This window comes from Streptomyces endophyticus, from assembly GCF_035798155.1.
Lineage (GTDB): Bacteria > Actinomycetota > Actinomycetes > Streptomycetales > Streptomycetaceae > Streptomyces > Streptomyces endophyticus.
The window spans coordinates 163,796-189,481 of sequence record NZ_JAOZYC010000184.1 but is presented as its reverse complement, the minus strand read 5'-3'; the positions used below and the strand labels follow the sequence as shown (position 1 = coordinate 189,481).

Annotated in this window: 21 protein-coding genes and 1 riboswitch; of the genes, 13 read left to right on the top strand and 8 right to left on the bottom strand. The window is 70.7% G+C overall.

The window, feature by feature from the left end; translation table 11 throughout:
* Nucleotides 1–105: 105 nt before the first annotated feature.
* A complete protein-coding gene (locus tag OKJ99_RS37205) occupies nt 106–615 on the bottom strand; it encodes a DUF6082 family protein (protein WP_326022793.1) in 510 nt (169 codons plus the stop codon).
* Nucleotides 616–979: 364 nt separating this feature from the next.
* Between OKJ99_RS37205 and OKJ99_RS37200 the strand changes: the two genes are divergently transcribed.
* On the top strand, nt 980–2,080 hold the full coding sequence (locus OKJ99_RS37200; RefSeq protein WP_326022792.1) for a CobW family GTP-binding protein: 1,101 nt from the start codon (nt 980–982) through the stop codon (nt 2,078–2,080).
* Here OKJ99_RS37200 and OKJ99_RS37195 read toward each other — a convergent pair.
* Nucleotides 2,077–4,533, bottom strand: a complete 2,457-nt coding sequence (locus tag OKJ99_RS37195) for a DNA gyrase/topoisomerase IV subunit A (protein ID WP_326022791.1) — start codon at nt 4,531–4,533, stop codon at nt 2,077–2,079. The genes OKJ99_RS37200 and OKJ99_RS37195 overlap by 4 nt on opposite strands.
* 294 nt (nt 4,534–4,827) lie before the next feature.
* On the opposite strand from OKJ99_RS37195, the gene OKJ99_RS37190 reads away from it, so the two are divergent.
* The 4 genes from OKJ99_RS37190 to OKJ99_RS37175 all read left to right on the top strand — a co-directional run bounded on the left by OKJ99_RS37190 (nt 4,828) and on the right by OKJ99_RS37175 (nt 9,651).
* Nucleotides 4,828–6,189, top strand: a complete 1,362-nt coding sequence (locus OKJ99_RS37190) for a M16 family metallopeptidase (protein ID WP_326022826.1) — start codon at nt 4,828–4,830, stop codon at nt 6,187–6,189.
* 17 nt (nt 6,190–6,206) lie between these two features.
* Entirely contained in the window at nt 6,207–7,574 is a 1,368-nt protein-coding gene (locus tag OKJ99_RS37185; protein WP_326022825.1) for a M16 family metallopeptidase, read from the top strand.
* A gap of 191 nt (nt 7,575–7,765) precedes the next feature.
* A riboswitch (cyclic di-AMP (ydaO/yuaA leader) is annotated at nt 7,766–7,928 on the top strand.
* A gap of 13 nt (nt 7,929–7,941) precedes the next feature.
* Nucleotides 7,942–8,742, top strand: a complete 801-nt coding sequence (locus OKJ99_RS37180) for a M23 family metallopeptidase (protein WP_326022789.1) — start codon at nt 7,942–7,944, stop codon at nt 8,740–8,742.
* A gap of 222 nt (nt 8,743–8,964) precedes the next feature.
* Nucleotides 8,965–9,651: a GntR family transcriptional regulator gene (locus OKJ99_RS37175; RefSeq protein ID WP_326022788.1), complete on the top strand. Its 687-nt coding sequence runs from the start codon at nt 8,965–8,967 to the stop codon at nt 9,649–9,651.
* A gap of 181 nt (nt 9,652–9,832) precedes the next feature.
* Here OKJ99_RS37175 and OKJ99_RS37170 read toward each other — a convergent pair whose 3' ends face one another.
* Nucleotides 9,833–10,114 (bottom strand): HPr family phosphocarrier protein, encoded by a 282-nt coding sequence (locus OKJ99_RS37170; protein ID WP_030021209.1) that lies wholly within the window; start codon nt 10,112–10,114, stop codon nt 9,833–9,835.
* Nucleotides 10,115–10,302: 188 nt separating this feature from the next.
* Here OKJ99_RS37170 and OKJ99_RS37165 point away from each other — a divergent pair, with 188 nt between their 5' ends.
* The 4 genes from OKJ99_RS37165 to OKJ99_RS37150 all read left to right on the top strand — a co-directional run bounded on the left by OKJ99_RS37165 (nt 10,303) and on the right by OKJ99_RS37150 (nt 15,734).
* The gene (locus OKJ99_RS37165) at nt 10,303–13,152 is read left to right on the top strand and encodes a bifunctional acetate--CoA ligase family protein/GNAT family N-acetyltransferase (RefSeq protein ID WP_326022786.1); all 2,850 of its coding nucleotides are present in this window, start codon (nt 10,303–10,305) and stop codon (nt 13,150–13,152) included.
* Between the two features lie 81 nt (nt 13,153–13,233).
* Nucleotides 13,234–13,833 (top strand): DUF5998 family protein, encoded by a 600-nt coding sequence (locus OKJ99_RS37160; RefSeq protein ID WP_326022784.1) that lies wholly within the window; start codon nt 13,234–13,236, stop codon nt 13,831–13,833.
* Nucleotides 13,830–15,017, top strand: coding sequence for an alkaline phosphatase family protein (locus tag OKJ99_RS37155; RefSeq protein WP_326022782.1), 1,188 nt, complete (start codon nt 13,830–13,832; stop codon nt 15,015–15,017). Before OKJ99_RS37160 ends, OKJ99_RS37155 begins: the two co-directional genes overlap by 4 nt.
* A 66-nt stretch (nt 15,018–15,083) precedes the next feature.
* Entirely contained in the window at nt 15,084–15,734 is a 651-nt protein-coding gene (locus tag OKJ99_RS37150) for a thymidine kinase (protein WP_326022780.1), read from the top strand.
* Nucleotides 15,735–15,762: 28 nt separating this feature from the next.
* On the opposite strand, the gene OKJ99_RS37145 is transcribed toward OKJ99_RS37150, so the two are convergent.
* Nucleotides 15,763–16,539 (bottom strand): VOC family protein, encoded by a 777-nt coding sequence (locus OKJ99_RS37145; protein WP_326022779.1) that lies wholly within the window; start codon nt 16,537–16,539, stop codon nt 15,763–15,765.
* Nucleotides 16,540–16,814: 275 nt separating this feature from the next.
* Here OKJ99_RS37145 and OKJ99_RS37140 point away from each other — a divergent pair, with 275 nt between their 5' ends.
* Nucleotides 16,815–17,672 carry a sulfurtransferase gene (locus OKJ99_RS37140; RefSeq protein ID WP_326022777.1) on the top strand — a complete coding sequence of 286 codons (858 nt, stop codon included), beginning with the start codon at nt 16,815–16,817 and terminating at the stop codon, nt 17,670–17,672.
* A gap of 104 nt (nt 17,673–17,776) precedes the next feature.
* Here OKJ99_RS37140 and sepH read toward each other — a convergent pair whose 3' ends face one another.
* Nucleotides 17,777–18,859: a septation protein SepH gene (gene sepH / locus OKJ99_RS37135; RefSeq protein WP_326022776.1), complete on the bottom strand. Its 1,083-nt coding sequence runs from the start codon at nt 18,857–18,859 to the stop codon at nt 17,777–17,779.
* A gap of 519 nt (nt 18,860–19,378) precedes the next feature.
* On the opposite strand from sepH, the gene OKJ99_RS37130 reads away from it, so the two are divergent.
* Nucleotides 19,379–20,692 carry a hypothetical protein gene (locus tag OKJ99_RS37130; protein ID WP_326022775.1) on the top strand — a complete coding sequence of 438 codons (1,314 nt, stop codon included), beginning with the start codon at nt 19,379–19,381 and terminating at the stop codon, nt 20,690–20,692.
* Between the two features lie 31 nt (nt 20,693–20,723).
* On the opposite strand, the gene OKJ99_RS37125 is transcribed toward OKJ99_RS37130, so the two are convergent.
* Entirely contained in the window at nt 20,724–22,091 is a 1,368-nt protein-coding gene (locus tag OKJ99_RS37125) for a D-arabinono-1,4-lactone oxidase (protein ID WP_326022773.1), read from the bottom strand.
* Entirely contained in the window at nt 22,012–23,295 is a 1,284-nt protein-coding gene (locus OKJ99_RS37120) for an MFS transporter (RefSeq protein ID WP_326022772.1), read from the bottom strand. Before OKJ99_RS37120 ends, OKJ99_RS37125 begins: the two co-directional genes overlap by 80 nt.
* A gap of 105 nt (nt 23,296–23,400) precedes the next feature.
* On the opposite strand from OKJ99_RS37120, the gene OKJ99_RS37115 reads away from it, so the two are divergent.
* Nucleotides 23,401–24,540, top strand: a complete 1,140-nt coding sequence (locus tag OKJ99_RS37115; RefSeq protein WP_326022771.1) for a ferrochelatase — start codon at nt 23,401–23,403, stop codon at nt 24,538–24,540.
* Nucleotides 24,541–24,625: 85 nt separating this feature from the next.
* The gene (locus OKJ99_RS37110) at nt 24,626–25,402 is read left to right on the top strand and encodes an inositol monophosphatase family protein (protein ID WP_326022824.1); all 777 of its coding nucleotides are present in this window, start codon (nt 24,626–24,628) and stop codon (nt 25,400–25,402) included.
* A 77-nt stretch (nt 25,403–25,479) separates the two neighbouring features.
* Here OKJ99_RS37110 and OKJ99_RS37105 read toward each other — a convergent pair whose 3' ends face one another.
* The gene (locus OKJ99_RS37105; protein WP_326022770.1) at nt 25,480–25,653 is read right to left on the bottom strand and encodes a hypothetical protein; all 174 of its coding nucleotides are present in this window, start codon (nt 25,651–25,653) and stop codon (nt 25,480–25,482) included.
* Nucleotides 25,654–25,686 lie beyond the last annotated feature (33 nt).

Here is a 25,686-nt window from a genome sequence, read left to right as displayed (position 1 = left end):
CGATTCAGGCGCAAGGGTACCGATTCGCCTTCCAGTAGCGGGAGTTGTCGGCCAACTTCACCACTACGGGGGAATCTTGCTCCGGCAGGTGCGTCAACAGGTGCGTCAATCCGAAGGCGGCTCGCCCACCACCCACCATTCCTCCGTGTCCGCAGCTGCTGCCATCTCTTGGAAGAGTTCCTCGGCCATCCGCCCGATCTCCGCTTCCGTGGAGGCCGGGTCCAGGGCGGCGCGGTGCGGCCGGGTGGCTTCCCAGTACTCGCAGATGAGCGGACTCTGGAACAGCTCGCGCAGGTGGCCGAAGAGTTCCTTCAGGTCCAGTAGGCCGGCTTCGTAGAGGTGGAAGGCGTTGATGTACCAGAGGTTGGCGTACATGTATTGACGCCGCTTCTGCGGAGTGAGGTCCAGGCCGTAATTGTCGATCACGACCGCGAGGTCGGGATCGTCGATGGCCTTGCTCAGCAACTCCCAGTGCATGCGCTGCTGATGTGCGCGGGCCAGGCGGCGGCGTTCTTCCGAGGCCCACTTCGTGCCCGGGCCGAAGCGATGCCACAAATGCGTCGCGGTGCCACCCGCGAGTCCGCCCACGGCAGCGGCGACTACCGTTCGGCACATTCCTTGACTCTGTGTGGCCATGACAAACCCCGATTCAGGCGACCGTGCGCCGGTCGTCGGATGCGGGGCGACGGAGACGGAGACCGGCGGCGGTGGGCGGCGCGCTTGCCGACTCCCAGGGTGCCGAGCGGCTCTGATCGGCGGGAGGCGGAGAGGAGGCGCACGGGTGGGTGCTCAGTTCGCGAAAACCGGCGCCATGTCCAACGTGTGCCCAGCGGACGTCGTTAGCAATCGTTCACTTCGCGGGCTTTCCAGCCGCTCGTATCCTGGGGCGGCATTCATTCTTCGTACGAGAGCCGGACCCTGAACCGGCGTGCGCTGCGGCGTACGCCGCGGCTTGCGATTCGGTGTGAGAGAGGTCGCGTTGAGCAAGGCCAGCCCGCAGCAGATCCCCGTCGTCGTCCTCGCCGGCTTTCTGGGGTCGGGGAAGACCACCTTGCTCAACCATCTGCTGCACCGCAGCGGGGGCACCCGGATCGGGGCGATCGTCAACGACTTCGGGTCGATCGAGATCGACGCCATGGCGGTCGCCGGACAGCTGGGCGACTCGACGGTCGCGCTCGGCAACGGATGCCTGTGTTGCGCGGTGGACGCCAGTGAACTTGACGTGTATCTCGATAAGTTGACCCGCCCCGTCAATGACATGCATGCCATTGACGTCATCGTGATCGAGGCGAGTGGCATCGCGGAGCCTCAAGAGCTCGTGCGCATGGTGCTGGCCAGCGACAACCCGCGGATCGTGTACGGAGGGTTGATCGAGGTCGTCGACACCGCCGAGTTCGACGCCACCCGAGAGAAGCACCCCGAGGTGGAGCGGCACCTGGGGATCGCGGACCTGGTCGTGGTGAACAAGGGCGACCGCGTGGGCCCGGACGAGCGTGAGCGGGTCCTGGGCGTCGTGCGGGCCGCGGCCGGCCGGGCCGCCGTCGTGTCCGCGTCGTACGGGCGCATCGACCCGGCGCTGCTCTTCGACTGCCGCCCCACCGAAGAGCGGATCGGGCAGCTGTCCTTCGATGATCTGCACAAGCATGACGACCATGGAGGCGATGACGAACACGCGGCGCACGACGGGCATCTGCACGCCGCCTACGACAGCGTCGCGTTCACCTCCGAAGTGCCCATGGACCCCCGCCGGCTGATCGCGTTCCTGGACAGCAGGCCCGAGGGGCTCTACCGCATCAAGGGATATGTCGACTTCGGTGCGGGCGACAGGGACAACCGCTACGCCGTCCATGCCGTGGGGCGCTTCCTGAGGTTCTACCCGGAGCCGTGGCCGAGCGGCGAGGAGCGCCTCACTCAGCTCGTGCTGATCGGATCGGGCATCGACGCGACCGCCCTCGGCAAGCAGCTCGACGCCGCCAAGAGCGACGCCCCACATGCCGTGGACGAGCAGGGCATGTGGGGCGTCCTCCGCTACGTGCAGGACAAGGGCGAGGCGGAGGAAGTCGCGGACTACGTGCTCTAGATCGGGCCCGCCGTCGACGCCACCGTCTTCGGCAGTGAAACGCCCGAACCGTCTCGGCGCGGGTCCATCTCGGGCAGCTCGGCCGGCGTGCCGTTCTTCTGCGCGGCACGCGCGGGTGCCGGTCCTGCCCAGGCCAGGCTCAGGCAGTCCTCGCCCTTCAGGAAACGCTGACAGCGGACGCCGCCCGTGGCACGCCCCTTCCTCGGGTACTGGTCGAACGGCGTCAGCTTGGCCGTCGTCTGCACCGAGTCGTCCAGCGTGCCGCGCGAGCCGGCCACGGTGAACACCACCGCGTCGACCGCCGGGTCGACCGCGGTGAACGAGATGACCTTCGCGCCTGTCGCCAGCTTCATGCCGGACATGCCGCCCGCCGCACGGCCCTGCGGGCGCACGATGGAGGCCTGGAAGCGCAACAACTGTGCGTCGTCCGTGATGAAGATCAGGTCTTCCTCACCGGTGCGCAGCTCCGCGGCGCCGACGATGCGGTCACCGTCCTTGAGGGTGATGACCTCCAGCTCCTCCTTGTGGGACGGATAGTCGGGCACCACGCGCTTCACGATTCCCTGTTCGGTGCCGATCGCCAGGCCGGGCGAGGACTCGTCCAGGGTCATGAGACACACGACCGTCTCGTCCGCCTCCAGGGAGGGGAGGAACTCGGCGACCGGGGCTCCTCCGGAGAGGTTCGGCGCGGCGGCCGAGTCCGGGAGCTGTGGCAGGTCGACCACGTTCAGACGCAGCAGACGACCCCCGGACGTGACGACGCCGATCTCGCCGCGCGCCGTCGCCGGGACCGAGGAGACGATCACGTCGTGCTTTGTGCGCTTGGTGTCTTCACCTTCGGTGAAGGGATCGCCGTTCGCCGTACGGGCCAGCAGCCCGGTCGAGGAGAGCAGCACGCGGCAGGGGTCGTCGGCGACCTGGAGCGGCGCCGCGGACACCGGGGCGCCCGCCGACTCCAGAAGCACCGTGCGCCGGTCGTCGCCGAACTTCTTGGCCACGGCCGCCAGTTCGGCGGAGACCAGCTTGCGCAGCTCGGTGTCGGAGTCGAGGATGCCGGTCAGCTCGTCGATCTCGCCGTTGAGCTTGTCGCGCTCCGCGTCCAGCTCGATGCGGTCGAACTTCGTGAGGCGGCGCAGCGGCGTGTCCAGGATGTACTGCGTCTGGACCTCGCTCAGCGAGAAGCGCTCGATCAGGCGCTCCTTGGCCTGCGCGCTGTTCTCGCTGGAGCGGATGATGCGGATGACCTCGTCGATGTCCACCAGGGCGACGAGGAGGCCCTCCACCAGGTGGAGCCGGTCCTGCTTCTTGCTGCGGCGGAACTCGCTGCGGCGGCGCACCACGTCGAAGCGGTGGTCCAGGTAGACCTCGAGGAGTTCCTTGAGGCCGAGGGTGAGCGGCTGCCCGTCCACCAGGGCCACGTTGTTGATGCCGAAGGACTCCTCCATGGCCGTCAGCTTGTAGAGCTGCTCCAGGACGGCCTCCGGCACGAAGCCGTTCTTGATCTCGATGACCAGGCGCAGGCCGTGCGCGCGGTCCGTGAGGTCCTTGACGTCGGCGATGCCCTGGAGCTTCTTGGAACCGACCAGTTCCTTGATCTTCGTGATGACCTTCTCGGGACCGACCGCGAAGGGCAGCTCGGTGACGACCAGGCCCTTGCGGCGCGCCGTCACATTCTCCACGGCGACCGTCGAGCGGATCTTGAACGTGCCGCGGCCGGTCTCGTACGCGTCCCTGATGCCGGACAGGCCGACGATCCGGCCGCCCGTCGGCAGGTCGGGGCCCGGAACGAACTTCATGAGCGTGTCGAGGTCGGCGCCCGGGTGCCGGATCAAGTGCCGCGCGGCGGCGATCACTTCGCCCAGGTTGTGCGGCGCCATGTTCGTCGCCATGCCGACCGCGATGCCCGACGCGCCGTTCACCAGCAGGTTCGGGTACGCCGCCGGGAGGACGAGCGGCTCCTGCTCCTGGCCGTCGTAGTTCGAAATGAAGTCGACGGTGTTCTCTTCGATCGACTCCGTCATGAGGGACGCGGCGGCGTCCATCTTGCACTCGGTGTACCGCATGGCGGCCGGGCGGTCGTCATTGCCCAGGGAGCCGAAGTTCCCGTGCCCGTCCACCAGGGGGACGCGCATGGAGAACGGCTGGGCGAGGCGCACCAGTGCGTCGTAGATCGACGAGTCGCCATGGGGGTGCAACTTACCCATGACCTCGCCGACGACGCGGGCGCACTTCACGTAGCCGCGCTCGGGGCGCAGGTCCATCTCGTTCATCTGGTAGACGATCCGACGGTGGACGGGCTTCATCCCGTCGCGGGCGTCGGGCAGGGCGCGTGAGTAGATGACCGAGTACGCGTACTCCAGGTAGGAGCCCTGCATTTCGTCGACCACGTCGACGTCGAGGATCTTCTCCTCGAAGTCGTCGGGCGGCGGGGTCTTCGTGCTGCGGCGGGCCATCGCGGCTGCGGCTCCTTCACCTACAAGAACGGTTACATGAACGGGAACTGTCGCGGACCATTGTGGACCGCCGCACTGACAACGCCGCTCGCGGCCCTTCAGTACCGGGTGTCGCGCGGCCCCGAGAGGGCCGCCTGCTCACTCACGGCGTAGCTCCGGCGGGAACTTCGCCAGGTGCCAGCACGCTTGCATACAGTGGCAGCACTCGCAGCAGTTCAGTGTTCCAGGACCTGCCGCAGTCCAGAACTCACCGCGTATTCGCGTTGTACCGCGATCGAAGGGACGTACATGCCCATGGGTCACACGGCCACCGCCGAGGCCGGCTCCGGCGGCCTGACAGCGACCGAGCACCGGCTGGCCAACGGCCTGCGCGTGGTGCTCTCCGAGGATCATCTGACCCCGGTCGCGGCGGTCTGCCTCTGGTACGACGTCGGCTCGCGCCACGAGGTCAAGGGCCGTACGGGCCTGGCTCACCTCTTCGAGCACCTGATGTTCCAGGGCTCGAAGCAGGTGCACGGCAACGGGCACTTCGAGTTCGTCCAGGGCGCGGGCGGCTCGCTCAACGGTACGACGAGCTTCGAGCGCACCAACTACTTCGAGACCATGCCCGCCCACCAGCTGGAGCTCGCGCTGTGGCTGGAGGCCGACCGCATGGGCTCGCTCCTCACGGCTCTTGACGAAGAGTCGATGGAGAACCAGCGGGATGTCGTGAAGAACGAGCGGCGCCAGCGCTACGACAACGTGCCCTACGGCACCGCGTTCGAGAAGCTGACCGCCCTCATGTACCCCGAGGGGCACCCGTACCACCACACGCCCATCGGCTCCATGGCCGACCTGGACGCGGCCACCCTCGAAGACGCGCGGAACTTCTTCCGCACCTACTACGCGCCCAACAACGCGGTGCTGTCGATCGTCGGCGACATCGACCCCGAGCGGACGCTGGCCTGGGTCGAGCGGTACTTCGGCTCCATCCCCGGCCATGACGGCAAGCCCGCTCCGCGCGACGGCGCCCTCCCGGAGACCATCGGCGAGCAGCAGCGCGAGCTCATCGAGGAGGAGGTCCCGGCGCGCGCCCTGATGTCGGCCTACCGGCTCCCGCAGGACGGCACGCGTGCGTGCGACGCCGCCGACCTCGCCCTCACCGTTCTGGGTGGCGGCGAGTCCTCGCGCCTGTACAACCGGCTCGTACGCCGTGACCGCACCGCTGTGGCGGCCGGCTTCGGCCTGCTGCGCCTCGCCGGAGCGCCGTCCCTGGGATGGCTGGACGTGAAGACTTCCGGAGACGTCGAGGTGCCGGTCATCGAGGCCGCCGTCGACGAGGAGCTCGCCCGGTTCGCCGAGGAGGGCCCGAGTCCCGAGGAAATGGAGCGGGCCCAGGCACAGTTGGAGCGCGAGTGGCTGGACCGCCTGGGCACGGTCGCGGGGCGCGCCGACGAGCTGTGCCGCTACGCCGTCCTGTTCGGCGACCCGCAGCTCGCCCTGACCGCCGTGGGACGCGTCCTGGACGTGACCGCCGAGGAGGTCCAGGAGATCGCCAAGGCGCGCCTGCGCCCCGACAACCGCGCGTCCCTCGTGTACGAGCCGACCGCGCCCGCCGACACCGAGCACTCCGAGACCGCCGAGACCGCCGAGAACGCTGAGGAGGCGGGCCAGTGACAGAGCAGCTCGCGAACATGGACTTTCATCCCCGGCCGCAGGCGGGCGAGCCCAAGCCCTGGGCGTTCCCGGCCCCGGAGCGCGGCGTGCTCCCCAACGGCCTGACGATGCTGCGCTGCCACCGGCCCGGTCAGCAGGTGGTCGCCGTGGAGGTGCACCTGGACGCGCCGCTGGACGCCGAACCGAAGGGTCTCGACGGCGTCGCGACGATCATGGCGCGGGCCTTCAACGAAGGCACCGACAAGCACTCCGCCGAGGAGTTCGCCGCTGAGCTGGAGCGCTGCGGCGCCACGATGGACGCGCATGCCGACCACCCCGGCGTCCGTGCCTCCCTCGAAGTGCCGGCCTCCCGCCTCTCCAAGGGTCTCGCCCTGCTGGCCGACGCCCTGCGCGCCCCGGCCTTCGACGACAGCGAGATCGAGCGCCTCGTCCGCAACCGCCTGGACGAGATCCCGCACGAGAGCGCCAATCCGGCCCGGCGCGCCGCCAAGGAGCTCTCCAAGCAGCTCTTCCCGGCCGACGCGCGCGTGTCGCGTCCGCGCCAGGGCACCGAGGAGACCGTCTCGGCCATCGACGCGGCGGCCGTGCGTGCCTTCTACGACCGGCATGTACGCCCCGCCACCGCCACGGCCGTCGTCGTGGGTGACCTGACGGGCATCGACCTGGACGCCCTCCTCGCCGACACGCTCGGCGCCTGGACCGGCGGCGGTGCCGAGCCGCGCCCCGTGCCGCCGGTCGTCGCCGACGACACCGGTCGCGTGGTCATCGTGGACCGCCCGGGCGCCGTGCAGACGCAGTTGCTCCTGGGCCGGGTCGGACCGGACAAGCACGACCGTGTGTGGGCCGCGCAGGTCCTCGGCACGTACTGCCTGGGCGGCACCCTCACGTCACGCCTGGACCGCGTCCTGCGCGAGGAGAAGGGCTACACCTACGGAGTGCGGTCCTTCGCCCAGGTGCTGCGCTCTGCGCCCGACGGCAGCGGTGCCGCGATGCTCGCCATCAGCGGCTCGGTGGACACTCCGAACACCGGACCCGCGCTCGACGACCTGTGGAAGGTCCTGCGCACGCTGGCGGCCGAGGGGCTCACGGATGCCGAACGGGACACCGCCGTACAGAACTTGGTGGGTGTGGCCCCGCTGAAGTTCGAGACCGCCGCGGCCGTCGCGAGCACCCTCGCCGACCAGGTCGAGCAGCACCTGCCGGACGACTTCCAGGCGCAGGTGTACCGGCAGCTGGCCGCCACGGGCACCGTGGAGGCCACGGCCGCCGTCGTGAGCGCGTTCCCCGCGGACCGTCTGGTGACGATCCTGGTGGGCGACGCCGCGCAGATCGAGGAGCCGGTCAAGGCGCTCGGCATCGGCGAAGTCACGGTGGTCGCGGGCTGAGTTCGTCTCCCGAGACACGCCACGATCACCTTCAATCACTACACGATCACAAATGTCCGAATTGGCGTAGAGGTTACCTGTCTGCCCTGTGGCGTGCACTACAAAAGTCGGGTTCCGTTTGTTGATTCAAAGACGCCCCGCTTAGCGTTCCCTCCGGCTGTTCGCCAGACGTACGTCGCGCCCGCGACACCGGACAGTCATCGCCGAGTCCCCGTGGTGCGAGCCAGGGGAGCCGGGGACCCACCGAAGTCCCTGGGGTGAATCGGGCGCTCTTCCCGTCAGGGGAGGGGGCCTGTAGGAGACCTTCCTGCTCCGAACCCGTCAGCTAACCCGGTAGGCGAGAAGGAAGGAAAGGACCAGCCACTTCATGGGGTTCACCCGTGCCACCGGGAAGCACCGCCGTCCCAGCCGCCTGACGCGTACCACCGCTCAGGTCGCGGGCGTCGCCGCAATCACCACGACGGGCGTGGTGGGTGGCCTCGCCGCCCCCGCCCTCGCCGCCGACACCGCGATAGCCCCGCACGACGGCCTCACGCAGGCCGTGGCGATCGGCGACTCGCTGGCCGAGAAGATCGACGCGCAGGCCACGGCGCAGCAGAAGGCCGCCGCCCAGGCGAAGGCCGAGGCAGAGGCCAAGAAGAAGGCCGAGGAGGCCAAGCGCAAGGCCGAGGCGGAGGCCAAGAAGCGCGCCGCCGAGAAGGCCGAGAAGGAGCGCGAGGCCAAGGAGCGCGCCGCCCGCGAGGCCGAGCGCAAGCGCCTGAACAGCTTCGTGTCGCCGATCTCCGGCTCCTACGTCTCCACCGCCTACCAGGCCGGCAGCGGCCTGTGGTCCTCCGGCAGCCACACCGGCATCGACTTCCACGCGTCCAGCGGCACTTCGGTGCACGCGGTCGGCAGGGGCACCGTCGTCGAGGCCGGCTGGGGCGGCGCGTACGGCAACAACGTCGTGATCAAGATGAACGACGGTACGTACACCCAGTACGGTCACATGTCCTCGATCGGCGTCTCCGTCGGCCAGGACGTCACCCCCGGCCAGCAGATCGGTCTCTCAGGGGCCACCGGCAACGTCACGGGCCCGCACCTCCACTTCGAGGCCCGCACCGGCGCCGACTACGGCTCGGACATCGACCCCGTCGCGTACCTGCGCCAGCACGGTGTGAACGTCTGACCCACCAGGTCACACTCCGCGAAAGCCCCGGCTCACCGAGCCGGGGCTTTCGCGTGTGCGGGTCCGCACTGTCCAAAAAATATCCCCGGATTCAGTTCCCTCGTCGGAAATTCAAGTCCGGTGGAATAGAGTCACCGGGTAAACGTTCCGGCCGCGTGTCATTCGCGCTTGACCGGGCGTCAATAGGCCGCGTATCGCGGGCATTGAGGCGGAGGTCGAGTCATGCGCATTCCCGCACAGTCGGTATGCACAGCGATCCGCGACGACATCGTCGCCGGCGTCTACGAGCGCGGCGGCAGGCTCACCGAGGAACTGCTCGCACGTCGCTACGGGGTCTCGCGCGTGCCCGTGCGCGAGGCGCTGCGCACCCTGGAGGCGGAGGGGTTCGTCGTCACGCGCAGGCACGCGGGCGCGTGCGTGGCCGAACCCACCGAGCGTGAGGCGGCCGACCTCCTGGAGATCCGCATGCTGCTCGAACCCATGGGCGCCGCCCGCGCCGCGCAGCGCCGCACCGAGGCCCACCTCAAGGTCCTGCGTGGCCTGGTCAGGCTGGGGCAGGAGCGCTCCCGGCGGGGCCAGAGCGAGGATCTGCGCTCCCTCGGCAGCTGGTTCCACGAGACGCTCGCCCAGGCCTCGGGCAGCCCCGGCCTGATCACCCTGCTCACCCAACTCCGCCACAAGATCGCCTGGATGTACGCCGTGGAGAGCCCGGCCCGGCCGGCCGAGTCGTGGGCCGAGCACGGCGCCATCGTCGACGCCGTGGCGCGGGGAGACGCGGAGCGCGCCCGCGCCCTGGCCGCCCTGCACACGGAGCGCGCGACGGCCGCCCACAGGCTGCGTGTCCCCCGCGCGGGCGAGCGTGTGAGGACTTCGCAACATGCAGTCAACACGGTGGGCCGCCAGGTTTAACAACGGCGCCGTATACAAAGAAGTGCACTATTCGGCGAATGGATTGAATGAGGTGCGGGCCGATTTCCGCTGCCTGTTTCTGCTTTTCTCTGTCGCCCAATTCGTGCCGCAATGGCGAACGAAAAAGCCGCGCGTCCCGAAGGGGAACGCGCGGCTCAGCCGTACTGCTTTTGTCTTTGTGTCAGACGGTCTCGGGAAGCTCCTCGAGCCCCTCGGCGACCAGCTTCGCCAGACGGTCGAGCGCGGCGTCCGCGCCCTCGGCGTCGGAGGCCAGCACGATCTCCTCGCCGCCCTGCGCGCCCAGGCCGAGCACGGCCAGCATGGAGGCGGCGTTGACGGGGTTGCCGTCGGCCTTGGCGATCGTCACGGGAACGCCGGCCGCCGTGGCAGCGCGGACGAAGATGGAAGCGGGGCGGGCGTGGAGACCCTCTGCCCAGCCGACGTTGACGCGGCGCTCAGCCATGTGATGCTGCCCTTCAGGTGTCTCACGGTTGTCTAGACCAGTGTTCCATATCGGGAGGCGTGCGTGACGCGGACCCAGGTCCTCACCGGCACGGCCCTTCGGTCCTCCATAGGGTGCCTTCCGTACGCACGGGCCGCGACCCGTACGACCGACCGCCATCTGTCGGTGCCCGGCCCTACTCTTGCGACATGGAGACCGCGTCGGACCGGCATGCGTACCCCGCCCACTGGGAGGCCGACGTGGTGCTGCGTGACGGCGGCACCGCGCGGATCAGGCCCATCACGACCGCGGACGCCGAGCATCTGACCAGCTTCTACGAGCAGGTCTCGGACGAGTCGAAGTACTACCGCTTCTTCGCGCCCTACCCCCGCCTGTCCGCCAAGGACGTGCACCGCTTCACCCACCACGACTACGTGGACCGGGTCGGTCTCGCGGTCACGGTGGGCGGCGAGTTCATCGCCACGGTGCGCTACGACCGGATCAACGCGCAGGGCATGGCCGCGACCGCGCCCGCCGATGAGGCCGAGGTCGCCTTCCTCGTGCAGGACGCCCACCAGGGCCGAGGCGTCGCCTCCGCCCTCCTGGAGCACATCGCGGCCGTCGCCCGAGAGCGCGGCATCCGCCGGTTCGCCGCCGAGGTGCTGCCCGCCAACAGCAAGATGATCAAGGTGTTCAGGGACGCCGGATACACGCAGAAGCGCAGCTTCGAGGACGGCGTCGTCCGCCTGGAGTTCGACATCGAGCCCACCGAGGCGTCGCTCGCGGTGCAGCACGCGCGCGAGCAGCGCGCGGAGGCCCGCTCGGTGCAGCGCCTGCTCGCACCCGGCTCCGTCGCCGTGATCGGCGTGGGGCGTGCGGCCGGAGGAGTGGGCCGCAGCGTTCTCGACAACGTGAAGGACGCGGGCTTCACCGGACGCCTGTACGCGGTGAACCAGGCCTTCGGGGGCGACGTCACCGAGATCGACGGTGTACCCGCCCACCGCTCCGTGCGCGACATCGATCCGGCCGACCCCGTCGACCTGGCCGTCGTCGCCGTGCCCGCCCCGGACGTCCCCGAGGTCGTCGCCGAGTGCGGCGAGCGCGGTGTGCAGGGCCTCGTCGTGGTCTCCGCCGGCTACGCCGAGAGCGGGGACGAGGGCCGCGAGCGCCAGCGCGCCCTGGTCCGTCAGGCCCGCAGCTACGGGATGCGCATCGTCGGGCCGAACGCCTTCGGGGTCGTCAACACGTCACCGGAGGTACGGCTCAACGCCTCGCTCGCCCCCGAGATGCCGCGCCCCGGACGTATCGGCCTGTTCGCCCAGTCCGGCGCCATCGGCATCGCGCTCCTGTCCCGCCTGCACCGCAGGGGCGGGGGCGTCACCGGAGCCAGCGGGGTCTCCACGTTCGTCTCCGCGGGCAACCGCGCCGACGTCTCCGGGAACGACGTCCTTCAGTACTGGTACGACGACGCGCACACCGACGTCGCCCTCATGTACCTCGAATCGATCGGCAATCCCCGCAAGTTCACCCGCCTCGCCCGCCGCACCGCCGCCGCCAAGCCCCTGGTGGTCGTGCAGGGCGCCCGGCACAGCGGCATCGCGCCGACGGGGCACGCGGTGCGGGCCACCCGCCTCCCGTACGCCACCGTGTCCGCGCTGCTGCGCCAGGCGGGGGTCATCCGGGTCGACACGATCACCGAACTCGTGGACACCGGCCTCCTGTTGGCCCGCCAGCCGCTGCCCGAGGGGCCGCGCGTCGCCATCCTGGGCAACTCGGAGTCGCTCGGCCTCCTCACGTACGACGTGTGCCTCTCCGAAGGGCTGCGGCCCAAGCCACCGCTGGACCTGACGACGGCCGCGTCCGCCGCTGACTTCCGGGCCGCCCTGGAGCAGGCACTGGCCGACGGGAAGACGGACGCCGTCGTGGTCACCGCGATCCCCGCCGTGGGGGAGGGCCCCTCGGAGGACGCGGAACTCGCGGCCGCCCTGAGCGCGGCAGCCGCCACAGGACCCACGAAGCCGGTGCTCGTCGTCCACGTCGAGCTCGGCGGCCTCGCGGAAGCACTCTCCGCGGCGGCCAGCACGGGGCCCAACGCGCCCGACACGCCACCGCAGCGCTCCACCTCCGAGACGGCCTCCGAGGACGCGCAGCCCCCCGCCGAGGCGGATCACACCCCGCGCCTCATCCCCGCATACCCGGCCGCCGAGCGCGCCGTCCGCGCGCTCTCCCAGGTGGCCAAGTACGCCCAGTGGCGACGCGACGCGGCAGCACCCGGCAAGGTGCCCGAGTACGACGCCGTCGACGAGCAGGGGGCCGCCGAGCTCATCACGGAACTGCTCGCCAAAGAAGGCGACCCGCGAGGCACCGACCTCGCCCCGGAGGACGCCCGCGCCCTGTTGTCCCGCTACGGCATCGACGTGCGCAGCACACTGCCCGCGCCCGGCCCGGACGAGGCCGCGGCGGCGGCGCACACGCTCGGGTACCCGGTGGCCCTGAAGACGACGGCCCCGCATCTGCGGCACCGCCCCGACCTCGGCGGCGTACGCCTGGACCTGTCCAGCGAGGGAGAGCTGCGGCGCGCCTACGAAGACCTGACCCAGCGGCTCGGCAAGCCCGCCGAGCTGCGGCCGGTCGTGCAGTCGATGGCGCCGCGCGGAGTCGACACCGTCGTACGGGCCGTCATAGATCCGGCAGCGGGTGCCGTGCTCTCCTTCGGGCTCGCCGGCGCCGCCTCCGAACTGCTCGGTGACACCGCGCACCGGCTGATCCCGGTGACCGACAAGGACGCGCAGGCGATCGTGCGGTCCATCAAGACATCCCCGATCCTGTTCGGCTGGCGCGGTGCGGCCCCCGTGGACACCCCCGCGCTCGAAGAGCTGCTGCAGCGGGTGTCGCGCCTGGTCGACGACCACCCCGAGGTCGTCGGCGTCGCCCTCGAACCGGTCGTCGTGGCCGAGCACGGGCTCACCGTCCTCGGTGCCTCCGTCCGGCTCGCGCCGCCGCCCGCCCGCGACGGCCGTGACGAATCGGGCCCGCGCACCCTGCCCGCCGCGTACTGAACCACCTCGCGACCACCCCGTACGGAGCCCTTACGGAGAGTTATCCACAGGGGCACCGGCGGTCTCTTTACGGGCCTTAGGATGGACCCCATGGCCAAGACCAGTACGACGACCCAAGGGCTGCGAGCGGCGATCGAGCGCAGCGGCTACTACCCGGCTCTTGTGGCCGAGGCGGTGGAGGCCGCGGTCGGCGGCGAGCCGATCTCGTCGTATCTGGTGCACCAGGAGACCACGTTCGATGCGAACGAGGTCCGTCGTCATGTCACCGTCCTGGTCCTGACTGACAGCCGCTTCATCGTCAGCCACACCGACGAGCAGGCGGCCGACAGCACGTCCCCGACGTCGTACGCGACGACGTCGACGGAGTCCGTGCAGATCGGCCGGATCTCGTCGGTCGTGCTCAGCCGCGTCGTCGCCAATCCGGAGAAGTACGTCCCGGGATCGCTGCCCCGCGAGGTCGTCCTCACCATCGGCTGGGGAGCCGTGTCCCGCATCGACCTGGAGCCCGCTACGTGCGGCGACCCCAACTGCGAGGCGGACCACGGGTACACGGGCAACACGACCGCGGACGACCTGAGCCTGCGCGTCAGCGAGGCCGGTGACGGCCCGGAGACCGTGCGTGAGGCCCTCACCTTCGCCCAGTCCCTCTCCGAGGCCATCGCGGACGCGGGTCGCCGATGACGCAGGCCGCCTGGGACGACGTAGAGCCGCTGCCCGTCCACTCCGCTCCCGTCCCGGCGTACGGCACCGGATCCCTCGCCGATCTGCTGCCCACCATCGGCGCCCACCTGGGCGTGCCCGGCTGTGCCGCCGGCATCCCCGAGCTGGAGCCGGTCGACCGCGCCTGCGTGTTCCTGATCGACGGCCTGGGCTGGGAGCAGCTCAAGGCGCACCCGGACGAGGCCCCGTTCCTCAGCTCGCTCATATCGTCCTCGCGCGGCGGCACCGGACGCCCGATCACCGCGGGCTACCCGGCGACCACCGCGACCTCCCTGGCCTCCGTGGGCACCGGCCTGCCCCCCGGCGCGCACGGTCTGCCCGGCTACACGGTGCGCAACCCGGCGACCGGCGAGCTGATGAACCAGCTCCGCTGGAACCCGTGGACGAAGCCGCGGACCTGGCAGCCGTACCCCACGATCTTCCAGCGCGCCCACGAGGCGGGCGTTCGCACGGCACAGGTCTCCGCGCCGCACTTCGAGTCGACGCCCCTCACCAAGATCGCCCTCAGCGGCGGCTCGTTCTTCGGCCGCCTCTCCGGTGAGGACCGCATGGACCTGGCCGCCGAGCAGTTGGCCGCGGGGGACCGGTCGCTGGTCTACACGTACTACAGCGAGGTCGACGGCAAGGGGCACCGCTTCGGTGTCGACTCCGATGCCTGGCGCGGCCAGCTCATGTACGTCGACCGCCTCGCGCAGCGCCTCGCCGAGCAACTGCCGCCGCGCAGCGCCCTGTACGTCACCGCCGACCACGGCATGGTCGACATCGCCTTCGACGAGCAGTCCCGCATCGACTTCGACGACGACTGGGAACTGGGCGCGGGCGTCGCCCTGTTGGGCGGCGAGGGCCGCGCCCGCCATGTGTACGCGGTGCCGGGCGCCGCGAGCGACGTGCTCACGGTGTGGCGCGAGGTGCTCGGCGAGCAGTTCTGGATCGCCTCGCGCGACGAGGCGATCGCGGCCGGCTGGTTCGGTCCGCAGGTTGATCAGCGTGTGTACGACCGGCTCGGCGATGTCATCGCCGCGGCCCGTGACGACGTGGTCCTCATCGCCTCGCGAAGCGAGCCGAAGGAATCCCTGATGGTCGGCAACCACGGCTCGATGACCCCGGCGGAACAGCTCGTACCGCTGCTGGAAGTGCGGTCCTGACCTCTCCGGTCACGCCGATCACTTCGGCGACTCCCCTCACGTATCGCGAAAGGTGCTCAACTTCCCATGCCCGAGCTGGTGTTCTTCTCCGGAACGATGGACTGTGGGAAGTCGACCCTCGCTCTGCAGATCGAGCACAACCGCTCGGCGCGCGGCCTCCAGGGCCTCATCTTCACCCGCGACGACCGGGCGGGGGAGGGCAAGCTCTCCTCCCGCCTTGGCCTGGTCACGGACGCCGTGGAGGTCGCGGACGACCTGGATGTCTACGCTTACGTGGTCGAGCATCTCTCGCAGGGCGGCAGGGTGGACTACCTGATCGCGGACGAGGCGCAGTTCCTCGCGCCCGAGCAGATCGACCAGCTCGCCCGCGTCGTCGACGAGCTGGAACTCGACGTCTTCGCCTTCGGCATCACCACGGACTTCCGCTCCAAGCTGTTCCCCGGCTCGCAGCGCCTGGTCGAACTCGCCGACCGCGTCGAGGTGTTGCAGGTCGAGGCGCTGTGCTGGTGCGGCGCCCGCGCCACGCACAACGCCCGTACGGTCAACGGCGCGATGGTCGTCGAGGGCGCCCAGGTCGTCGTCGGCGACGTGAACCACCTGGCGCACGAGGTCGGCTACGAGGTGCTGTGCAGGCGGCATCACCGCAGGCGGATGACGAGCGCCACGGCGCACGCGGCGGCGCTCTCCCCGGACGTGCTGCCGGTCGGATCGGCCTGAACGCGACGCGGGTCCGGGAAGCGCCCGCCTACGCGGCCGGGGACGCCACCACCGAGAACTCGGCCCCCTCCGGGTCCGCCACCGTGGCCACCCGCCCGTGTGAGCCCTCGCGGGCGGCGGACACCACGTGGCCGCCCAGGTCGGCGACCCGTTCCACGGCCTCGTCCACGTCCTTGACCGTGAAGTACGTCATCCAGTGCGGTCCGTGGTCGCGGGGCAGGGCATGGCCGACCCCGTGCACGGAGGCCACGGGGTGGCCCGCCAGGTGCAGGGTCAGGAAGTCGAAGTCGGCGGAGACGACGGCCTCTTCGGAGTATCCGAAGACCGCCTGGTAGAACTTCGCGACGCTCGCGGTCTCCCGCGTCACCAGCTCGTTCCACGCCATCGCGCCCGGCACCCCGGTCACCGCGGAGCCCACGTGCTCGGCGGCCTGCCAGATCCCGAACACCGCGCCCGCGGGGTCGGAGCCGATCGCCAGCCGGCCGGCCTCCCCGGCGTCCAGCGGGCCCACGCCCACCGTGCCGCCGCAGTGCCGCACCGTCTCGGCCGTCGCGTCCACGTCGTCCGAGGCCAGGTAGGGGGTCCAGGCGATCGGCAGCTGGCGGTCGGGCGGCAGCTGACCGATCCCGGCGACCTGCTTGCCGTCGAGGAGCGCCCGCACATACGGGCCGAGCTGCTGTGGGCCGGGCCTGAACTCCCAGCCGAACAGCGCCCCGTAGAACTCCTGGGTCGCGTCCATGCCATGCACCATCAGGCTCACCCAGCAAGGGGTGCCCGGTGCGCGCCGGGCAGCTGCCTCGGTCATCGTCACTCTCTCCTCGGAACGGAACCCTCGGGGCCCGCGGCTCGGGATCCCACATGTCAGGTGATGCCCGTGCTGATGGTGGCACTCGGTGCCGCACGACGCTCTTCGGCCGCGCCGAAACCATCGGACTCCCCGCTGAGGATGCCCGAAACGGTGTTTCGCATACGTTTCGGCGCCACGACCCTGCCATGTCCGGTCAATAGACGCTCGGTAGTCGATCGAGCACGCTATACGACCAGGGGCGCGCGGGCCAGAGCATGAGCAAGGATGGGCCCATGAATGCCATCATCTCCGCAACCGAACTCGCGAGCGAGTTGACGGGCGAGCGGCCCCCCGTGCTGCTGGACGTCCGCTGGCAGCTCAGCCTCGCCAAGGCCGCGGGAGTGCCCGCGTTCGACGGCCGTGCCGAGTACGCGGCAGGCCATGTGCCGGGCGCGGTCTACGTCGATCTCGACACGGAACTCGCTGGTCACGCGGGTCCGGGCGAGGGCAGGCACCCCCTGCCCGAGCTGTCCGGGTTCGGCGCGGCGATGCGCGCCGCCGGGGTCTCGGCGGACCGCGACATCGTTGTATACGACGGCGGTCAGGGCTGGGCCGCGGCGCGCGCCTGGTGGCTGCTGCGCTGGACGGGTCACTCGTCCGTGCGAGTTCTCGACGGCGGGCTTGCCGCCTGGGACGGCCCCCTGGAGGCGGCGACCCCGGTGCCGCAGCCGGGCACCTTCGAGCCTGCACCCGGTGCCACCGGACTGCTCGACGCGGACGCCGCCGCGGCCCTGGCCCGCTCCGGCCTGCTCCTGGACGCCCGCGCCGCCGAGCGCTACCGCGGTGACGTGGAGCCCATCGACCGCGTCGGCGGCCACATCCCCGGCGCGGTGTCCGCCCCGACCACGGAGAACGTCGGCGAGGACGGCCGCTTCCGCCCGGCCGCCGAGCTCGCCGAGCGCTTCAAGTCCCTTGGCGCGAACGGTGATCCGGGCCAGGTCGGCGTCTACTGCGGCTCGGGCGTCTCGGCCGCGCACGAGATCCTGGCGCTCGCCGTGGCCGGTATCGATGCCCGGCTGTACGTCGGTTCCTGGTCCCAGTGGTCCGCCGACGAAGCGCGCCCGGTGGCCACGGGGCCGGATCCGCAGTAGCCACCGCTACGTAAAGGGGGTCCGCACCGACTGAACGGCGCGGACCCCCTCTACGTACAAGACGGTGCTACTTGTGGTGCAAGAACTCGTGGTGCAAGAGGTGGCTACTCCTGCTTCTTGCGGCGCGTACCGAAGACGATCTCGTCCCAACTCGGCACGGCTGCGCGGCGGCCCGGGCGTACGCCGTCGGCCTCCGCCTGGCGGTCGGTCGTGCCGGTGAGGCGGTCACGGTGGCCGGCGACGGCGCGCGGCATCAGGATGTCCGCGTACGCCGATCCGGCTCCGGCCGACGCGGCGGGCGCCGCCGGCTCCTCCACCTCGGCGGCCGCGGGCGGCTCGGGCTCCTCCTGCGGCGGCTCGGGGGCCACGGCAGGGCGCTCGGGCACCGCGAGGTCGCCCCGGTAGCTGGGCACGGCCTCCAGGAGGCTGGTCAGCGAGTCGCGCTCCGGCGGGGCGGACGAGGCGATCGCCGGCAGCTCGGTCTCCTCGGGCTCCGGTTCCACGGGCGGCGCCGGCCGCTCGAGCTGCCGGTCCAGGGCGCGGTCGAGGGGGCGGTCCCTGGGCAGCCGGGCGATGCGCGGCACGAAGGGGAACGTGGGTTCGGGCGTGCCGATGTCGTCGGACTCGCCGATCAGCGAGCGCGCCTCGTCGTCCACGGCCTGGACGAGCCTGCGCGGCGGGTCGTACGTCCAGCTCGCCGAGTGCGGTTCGCCCGCGACCCGGTAGACGAGCAGGACCTCCCACGTGCCGTCGTCGCGGCGCCAGGAGTCCCACTGGACCGAGTCCTTGTCGGCGCCCCGCAGCACGAGACGCTCCTGCACCGCCTCGCCCAGCTGGGGGCCGGCGTTCTCGCCGGGGCGGCGCACGGGGGTCTTCCTGGCGCGCTCGGCCATGAACGCGCGCTCCGCGAGCACGGGACCCTCGAAGCGGCGCACCCGGTCGACCGGGATGCCGGCGAACTGCGCGACCTCCTCGGCGGTCGCGCCTGCCCGTATACGCGCCTGAATGTCGCGCGGGCGGAGGTGGCTCTCCACCTCGATCTCGATCTGGCCGAGGCGCGGACGGTCGCCACGTACGGCGGCCCGGAGGCGCTCGTCGATCGGCAGCGTGTACTCCGTGCTGTCCGCAGCCTTCAGCACCAGCCGTGTGCCGTCGTTAGAGACGGCCACGACACGCAGTTCGGGCATGGGGACCTCCCGGGTGGTGCCTGCCGACGTCACGTGCGTCGCTGCTTCCGCTAGTCGAGTGTGGCCTGCCCGGGTGCAGCCTGCCACAACCTTGCCGAGTTGCCCGGCGTGTCGGGCATGGGCCCGGGGTCGCCGTTATGGCACGGTTACCTATTCGCAACGCTAAGTGACGGACTCCGTCACCCTGTGCAGCGAACCCCCTCCCCACGGTCCTGACAGGACCCGAGCACCCTGGCGGGAGACCGGCCCCAGGGCTCGCAACAGTACTCCATTCGGGCCACTTGCGTGGATCGGCACGCCGCCGAAGTTCTCTCGGGGGGCGGGAGTTGGGGCCGCGATCCCCCGATCCTTGCGGCCGATGTGTGGAGTCGGCGTGTTCTGCTTCACGAAATCTCCGGAACCGGAACTGATTCCTCCTCCGATACGTCCTTTCTCTTGTGTCCTGGGGAGTTCGCTTACTCTTGGGAGCTTCGCCGGGGCATGGGTGGTTTTGTCGAGAAAGGCAGGCAAGTTCCAACAATGGGCAAGAAGCCGGAGATCTCCGAGGACATATCCGAGGACATGGAGGAGGAGCCCAAGGGGAAGCGGCTGGATCTGAGCGTCCCGCAGGTGGCGGGCAGTGCGGTCGCCGCCGTCGTGGCCGCGAAGCTCGCCTCCGGCCTCGGTGTCTACGGGACGATCCTCGGCGCCGGCGTGGTCAGCGCCCTCGCCACCTGCGGTGGCACGCTCTTCCAGCACTTCTTCAGGCGTACCGGAGAGCAGATACGCGACGTCAAGGTGGTGAAGCCCAAGGCCCGGCAGACGCCCGTCACGGAGAACGGCACCCCCGTGCCCCGTACGTTCCGCTCGGACTCCTCGATGGACGCCACGAGCTCCATGGTCACGGGCGACGAGCCGCCCCCGGCCCGGCCGGCCATGACAGCGCTGCCGACCACCACGACCTGGGGAACACGGCAGACCCCGGCCGCGGGCGCCGACGAGCCGACGGCGCCGCCGCAGTTCTCCGCGCTCGAGCAGGCCGCCGCCATGGAGCGGATCCCCGCCTCGGCCACCGAGGGCACCCAACTGCTCGACACGGGCGCCGTGGCCGACCTGCTGCCCGACGAGGACACCGGCCAGACGCAACTGCTGGGCGCCGCGGGCGCGACCGCCGCGGCCGACCCCGAGAAGACCCAGCTGATCAGGCCCGAAACGATCGACGAGGCCACGCGGATGCTGCGTGCTCCGGACGGTGAGCACGCCGACGGCATCGCGGACGTCGACGGTGGCGCGGATGCCGACGACGAGTTCACCGAGGGCACCGTGCACCGTTCGCGCATCAAGAGCTGGAAGCGGCCGCTGATCGCCGCGGCACTCGTGTTCGGCGTCACCATGGGCGGCATCACGACGTACGAGCTGGTGTCGGGCCACACCTTCGGTGGTGGTGGCGGCGGCACCACGATCGGCGACGCCTTCAAGGGGCGGAACTCCTCGTCCGGCAGCGACACCACTCCGGACACCACTCAGACGCCGTCCGATGGCAGCAGCACCGGCTCGGACACCGGTACGCAGCAGAACGACGACTCCGGCACCACCGCCCCGGACCCGAGTGCCACCCCGACGACGGGCGACACCGGCGGATCCGACACGGGTTCGGACTCCGGTTCGGACAGCGGGTCCTCCGACTCGGATTCGGACTCGGGTTCCGATTCGGGTTCGGACAGTGGGTCCTCCGACTCCGGTTCGGACTCGGGATCCGACAGCGGCTCGGACTCCGGTTCGGACAGTGGCAGCACCACCGACCCGACCACCGCTCCCACGCGGGGCTCGGACGTCCAGCCGCCGTCGGAGTGACCCGGTGCGGGCCCCTTCGGGGGCTGCCGGGTCAGTCGCCGAGGACCCGCCGCAGATAGGCGTTGCCGAACACGCGGTCCGGGTCCAGGCGGTCGCGCAGAGCCGTGAACTCGGCGAAGCGCGGGTACACGCGCGCGAAGTACTCCGCATCGCGCGTGTGCATCTTGCCCCAGTGCGGACGCCCCTCGTGGGCGGTGAGGATCTGCTCGGCCGCGGTGAAGTACCGGTGGTAGGGCGTCCCCTTGTACATGTGCACGGCTACGTAGGCGGTGTCGCGGTCGGACGCCGTGGACAGCGCGATGTCGTCGGCCGGGGCGGTGCGGACCTCGACGGGGAAGCTGATCCGCAGGCGTGAGCGGTCGACCATGGACTTCAACTCGCGCAGGGTGTCCACGAGGGCCGCGCGCGGAACCGCGTACTCCATCTCCACGAAGCGCACGCGGCGCGGCGATGTGAAGACCTTGTAGGGAATGTCCGTGTACGTCCGGGAGGACAGCGCCCGGCTGGAGACCTTGGCGATCGCCGGGATCGTGGCGGGCACGGCGCGGCCGATCGAATTGACCACCTGGAACAGGCCGTTGGAGAGCACCTCGTCCTCGACGAAGCCGCTGACCTTCGGGACGGGGGCCTCCGGGCCCGCGCTGCGGTTGTTCCGCTTGGTGTTGCAGCTGTCCGTGTGCGGGAACCAGTAGAACTCGAAGTGCTCGTTCTCGGCGTGCAGCTCCTCGAAGTCCGTGAGTACCCGGTCGAGGGGCATCGGCTCCTCGCGCGCGGAGAGCAGGAAGATCGGCTCCACGGCGAAGGTGATCGCCGTGACGATGCCGAGGGCGCCGAGACCGATGCGGGCGGCCGCGAAGAGCGCGCGTTCGTCCTCGGTGCCCTTCTCCGAGCACGTGAGGAGTTCCCCGCTCGCGGTGACCAGCTCAAGTCCCTTGATCTGCGCGGCGATCGACGCGGAGTCGCGGCCCGTGCCGTGCGTGCCGGTGCTGGTGGCGCCGGAGACCGTCTGCTCCATGATGTCGCCCATGTTCGTGAGCGACAGGCCCTCGCGGGCCAGGGCCATGTTGAGTCGCTTGAGCGGAGTACCGGCCTCGACCGTGACGGTCCCGTTCACCCGGTCAATGCTGCGGATTCCGGTCAACAGTTGAGGGCGTATCAATACTCCGTCGGTCGCGGCCGCCGCCGTGAAGGAGTGGCCCGAGCCGACGGCCTTCACCTTGAGGCCCTCCTCGGCGGCACTGCGGACCGCCGCTGTCAGCTCCTCGACGGACGCGGGTGTCACCTCGCGCACGGGGCGTGCGGTGACGTTCCCCGCCCAGTTACGCCAGGCTTCGCTGCTCCTCCGAGTGCCCGTCTGCGTCCCCGGCGCGCCCCGCGTGCCCCTCGGTGGCCTGCTCATCTGTGCTTCCTCCCCGCTGCGGAACCGGCCGCTTCAGCCGGCGATAGCCCAGGAGCCCGACGAGGACCGCGACGGCGCCGGATACCCCCGGCACCGCGTACCCGGTATCCGCCCCGGCCGCGTCGATCACCCAGCCGGCCACGGAGGAACCGAGCGCGACGCCGACCATGAGGCCGGTGCTCACCCAGGTCATGCCCTCGGTCAGCTTCGCGCGTGGTACGTGCTGCTCGACGAGGGCCATCGTCGTGATCATCGTCGGTGCGACGGACAGGCCCGCGACGAAGAGCGCCACGGCCAGGAGTGGCAGGTTCCCGACCAGTTGGAGGGGGATCATACTCACGGCCATCGTGACGACACCCACCAGCCACCTGGGAGCAGGCGCTCCCTTGAAGTGCAGCAGGCCGAACAGGGCGCCCGCGAGGCAGGAGCCGGTCGCGTAGACGGCGAGCACCACGCTGGCCATCGACTTGTGGCCGAGGTCCTCGGCGTAGGCCACCGTGACGACGTCGATCGACCCGAAGATCGCCCCCGTCGCGACGAAGGTCGCCACCAGAACCTGCAAGCCACGCGCGCGTAGGGCCGATCCGCGGCTGTGCTGCTCACGCGGGTGCGGGATCGGTTCCGTGGCCCGCTGCGACGTCAGCCAGAAGACGCCGACCGCGAGGAAACAGCCCGCCAGTAGCGGCCCCGCCTCCGGGAACCACACAGTGGACAGGCCGATCGAGATGATCGGCCCGAACACGAAGCACACCTCGTCCAGCACCGACTCGAAGGAGTACGCGGTGTGGAGCTGCCGCGGGACGTCCCCGTACAGGGCCGCCCACCGTGACCGGATCATCGAGCCGACGCTCGGGACGCAGCCGACGAGCGCCGCGCAGGCGAAGAGGGTCCAGTCCGGAGCCGTGTACTTCGCGCACAGCAGGAGACCGGTGACGGCGACGAGCGAGATCAGGGTGGCCGGCCGGAGCACCCGGCGCTGCCCGTGCCGGTCGACGAGCCGGGAGATCTGCGGACCGATCAGCGCGGCGGACAGCGCCACCGTCGCGGACAGGGCTCCCGCGAGCCCGTAGCGCCCGGTCAGCTGGGAGACCATCGTGACGATGCCGATGCCCATCATGGACAGGGGCATTCGGCCCAGGAGCCCGGCCGCGGAGAAGCTCTTGGTCCCGGGCGGGGCGAATATGGCGCGGTAGGGGCTGGGCAAGTCGACTCCGGTAAGGCGTAAAAGTGGTCGATACAGCTTACGCGCGCCACGGCCAGGGCACACGCGGTTTTCCGCCTGTCAGTGCCGGGTGGCAGGATCGAAGACATGCCAGACGCGCACGCTGCCAGCCTCGATGCCCGCCCCTACGACGCCCTGCTGCTGCTCTCGTTCGGCGGCCCGGAGGGCCCCGACGACGTCGTCCCGTTCCTGGAGAACGTGACGCGCGGCCGAGGCATCCCCAAGGAGCGGCTCAAAGAGGTCGGGCAGCACTACTTCCTGTTCGGCGGGGTCAGCCCCATCAACGACCAGAACAGGGCCCTGCTCGACGCCCTGCGCAAGGACTTCGCCGAGCACGGCCTGGAACTGCCGGTCTACTGGGGCAACCGGAACTGGGCGCCGTACCTGACGGACACGCTGCGCGAGATGGTCACCGACGGCCACCGCCGCATCCTCGTCCTCGCCACCAGCGCCTACGCCTCGTACTCGGGCTGCCGCCAGTACCGCGAGAACCTCGCGGAGGCGCTCGCCGCGCTGGAGGCCGAGGGCCTGGAGCTGCCGAGGATCGACAAGCTGCGGCACTACTTCAACCACCCCGGCTTCGTGCGCCCCATGGTCGAGGGTGTCCTGAAGTCCCTCGCCGATCTCCCCGAGGACGTCCGCGCGGGCGCCCACATCGCCTTCACGACGCACTCCATTCCGAACGCGGCGGCCGACACCTCCGGGCGGGCCGAGGAGCACGGCGAAGGGGGCGCGTACGTGAAGCAGCACCTGGACGTCGCGCGGCTCATCGCCGACGCGGTGCGCGAGGAGACCGGCGTCGACCACCCCTGGCGGCTCGTCTACCAGTCGCGTTCCGGCGCCCCGCACATCCCGTGGCTCGAGCCCGACATCTGCGACCACCTGGAGGAGCGCCACGCGGCGGGCGTGCCGGCCGTGGTCATGGCGCCCATCGGCTTCGTCTCCGACCACATGGAGGTCCTCTACGACCTCGACACCGAGGCCGAGGCGAAGGCCGCGGACCTCGGCCTTCCGGTGCGCCGCTCCGCCACCGTGGGAGCCGACCCGCGCTTCGCCGCCGCGGTACGGGAGTTGGCCCTGGAGCGGGCCGCCGCCGAGAGCGGCAGGAACGTCACGCCTTGCGCGCTGGGTGCTCTCGGCGCGAGCCACGACCTGTGTCCCGTGGGCTGCTGCCCCGCCCGCACCCCCAAGCCGGCCGCCGCCGGCGCCGACAGCCCGTACGCATAAGGACAGTGACGTGACCGACCCCAAGGCCACTGAGGCCGCCCACACCGCCGACGACCTCGCGTCCCTCAAGTCCCTCAAGGCGGAACTGCTCGAGATCGCCCTGGAGGCCGCGGCCCGGGCCGGTGTGTTCCTGCGCGACGGCAGGCCCGAGGACCTCGGCGTCGCCGCCACCAAGACGAGCGCCGTTGATGTCGTCACCGAGATGGACATCGCCTCCGAGAAGCTGATCACGGCCTACCTGGCCGAGCGCCGCCCCGACGACGGGGTGCTCGGTGAGGAGGGCTCCTCCACGGAGGGCACCAGCGGCGTCCAGTGGGTGATCGACCCCATCGACGGAACCGTCAACTACCTTTACGGGCGCCCCGATTGGTCGGTCTCCATCGCGGCCCTCAAGGACGGCGAGACGCTCGTCGGCGTCGTCGCCGCCCCGATGCGCGCCGAGACCTACCGCGCCGTCCTCGGCGAAGGTGCCTTCGTGAACGACCGCCCCGCACGCGTGCGCGTGGCGCCGCCCCTCGATCAGGCCCTCGTCGGCACCGGCTTCGGTTATCTGGAGTCGCGCCGCGCCCGCCAGGCCGAGGTCCTTGGTCACCTGGTGCCCCGCGTGCGCGACATCCGGCGCGGCGGCTCGGCCGCCATCGACCTGTGCGACGTGGCCCTCGGCCGCATGGACGCCTACTACGAACGCGGCCTGAACCCCTGGGACTTCGCGGCCGGCGACCTCATCGCGCGCGAGGCGGGCGCCCTCACCGGCGGTCGCCCCGGGGAGCCGCTCTCGCCGGAGCTGACCGTCGCGGCGCCCCCCGGCGTTTTCGAGCCGCTTCAGAACTGGCTGGAAGAACTCGGCGCCTGGCACGACTGAGCGTCCCGGCTCACGGCACACGAAAGGGCCCCGGCGCCTGCCTGGATCGACCAGGCGCCGGGGCCCTCCTGCATGCGTCAGACGCTCGAGGCGTGAATCTCCACGCCGTGCTCGGCGGCCAGGCGGCGGAGGTCGTCCAGCTCGCCCTGCTCGACCTCGGCGAGGAAGTCGTCACCGGTCTCGCGCGCCCGCGTCAGGTCGGTCTCGGCCGCCTTGATGCGCTGCAGAAGTCCTGCGGTAAATGCGTCCATGGTTGCGCCCCCTCGTCCTGGGTCGTGGGTCGA

What these genes read in the sequence shown, in the direction of transcription:
- OKJ99_RS37205 (WP_326022793.1), bottom strand. Translation starts at nt 615, where the DNA reads ATGTGCCGAACGGTAGTCGCCGCTGCCGTGGGCGGACTCGCGGGTGGC.
- OKJ99_RS37195 (WP_326022791.1), bottom strand. Translation starts at nt 4,533, where the DNA reads ATGGCCCGCCGCAGCACGAAGACCCCGCCGCCCGACGACTTCGAGGAG.
- OKJ99_RS37190 (WP_326022826.1), top strand. Translation starts at nt 4,828, where the DNA reads ATGGGTCACACGGCCACCGCCGAGGCCGGCTCCGGCGGCCTGACAGCG.
- OKJ99_RS37185 (WP_326022825.1), top strand. Translation starts at nt 6,207, where the DNA reads ATGGACTTTCATCCCCGGCCGCAGGCGGGCGAGCCCAAGCCCTGGGCG.
- OKJ99_RS37180 (WP_326022789.1), top strand. Translation starts at nt 7,942, where the DNA reads ATGGGGTTCACCCGTGCCACCGGGAAGCACCGCCGTCCCAGCCGCCTG.
- OKJ99_RS37175 (WP_326022788.1), top strand. Translation starts at nt 8,965, where the DNA reads ATGCGCATTCCCGCACAGTCGGTATGCACAGCGATCCGCGACGACATC.
- OKJ99_RS37170 (WP_030021209.1), bottom strand. Translation starts at nt 10,114, where the DNA reads ATGGCTGAGCGCCGCGTCAACGTCGGCTGGGCAGAGGGTCTCCACGCC.
- OKJ99_RS37165 (WP_326022786.1), top strand. Translation starts at nt 10,303, where the DNA reads ATGGAGACCGCGTCGGACCGGCATGCGTACCCCGCCCACTGGGAGGCC.
- OKJ99_RS37160 (WP_326022784.1), top strand. Translation starts at nt 13,234, where the DNA reads ATGGACCCCATGGCCAAGACCAGTACGACGACCCAAGGGCTGCGAGCG.
- OKJ99_RS37155 (WP_326022782.1), top strand. Translation starts at nt 13,830, where the DNA reads ATGACGCAGGCCGCCTGGGACGACGTAGAGCCGCTGCCCGTCCACTCC.
- OKJ99_RS37150 (WP_326022780.1), top strand. Translation starts at nt 15,084, where the DNA reads ATGCCCGAGCTGGTGTTCTTCTCCGGAACGATGGACTGTGGGAAGTCG.
- OKJ99_RS37145 (WP_326022779.1), bottom strand. Translation starts at nt 16,539, where the DNA reads ATGACCGAGGCAGCTGCCCGGCGCGCACCGGGCACCCCTTGCTGGGTG.
- OKJ99_RS37140 (WP_326022777.1), top strand. Translation starts at nt 16,815, where the DNA reads ATGAATGCCATCATCTCCGCAACCGAACTCGCGAGCGAGTTGACGGGC.
- sepH (WP_326022776.1), bottom strand. Translation starts at nt 18,859, where the DNA reads ATGCCCGAACTGCGTGTCGTGGCCGTCTCTAACGACGGCACACGGCTG.
- OKJ99_RS37130 (WP_326022775.1), top strand. Translation starts at nt 19,379, where the DNA reads ATGGGCAAGAAGCCGGAGATCTCCGAGGACATATCCGAGGACATGGAG.
- OKJ99_RS37125 (WP_326022773.1), bottom strand. Translation starts at nt 22,091, where the DNA reads ATGAGCAGGCCACCGAGGGGCACGCGGGGCGCGCCGGGGACGCAGACG.
- OKJ99_RS37115 (WP_326022771.1), top strand. Translation starts at nt 23,401, where the DNA reads ATGCCAGACGCGCACGCTGCCAGCCTCGATGCCCGCCCCTACGACGCC.
- OKJ99_RS37105 (WP_326022770.1), bottom strand. Translation starts at nt 25,653, where the DNA reads ATGGACGCATTTACCGCAGGACTTCTGCAGCGCATCAAGGCGGCCGAG.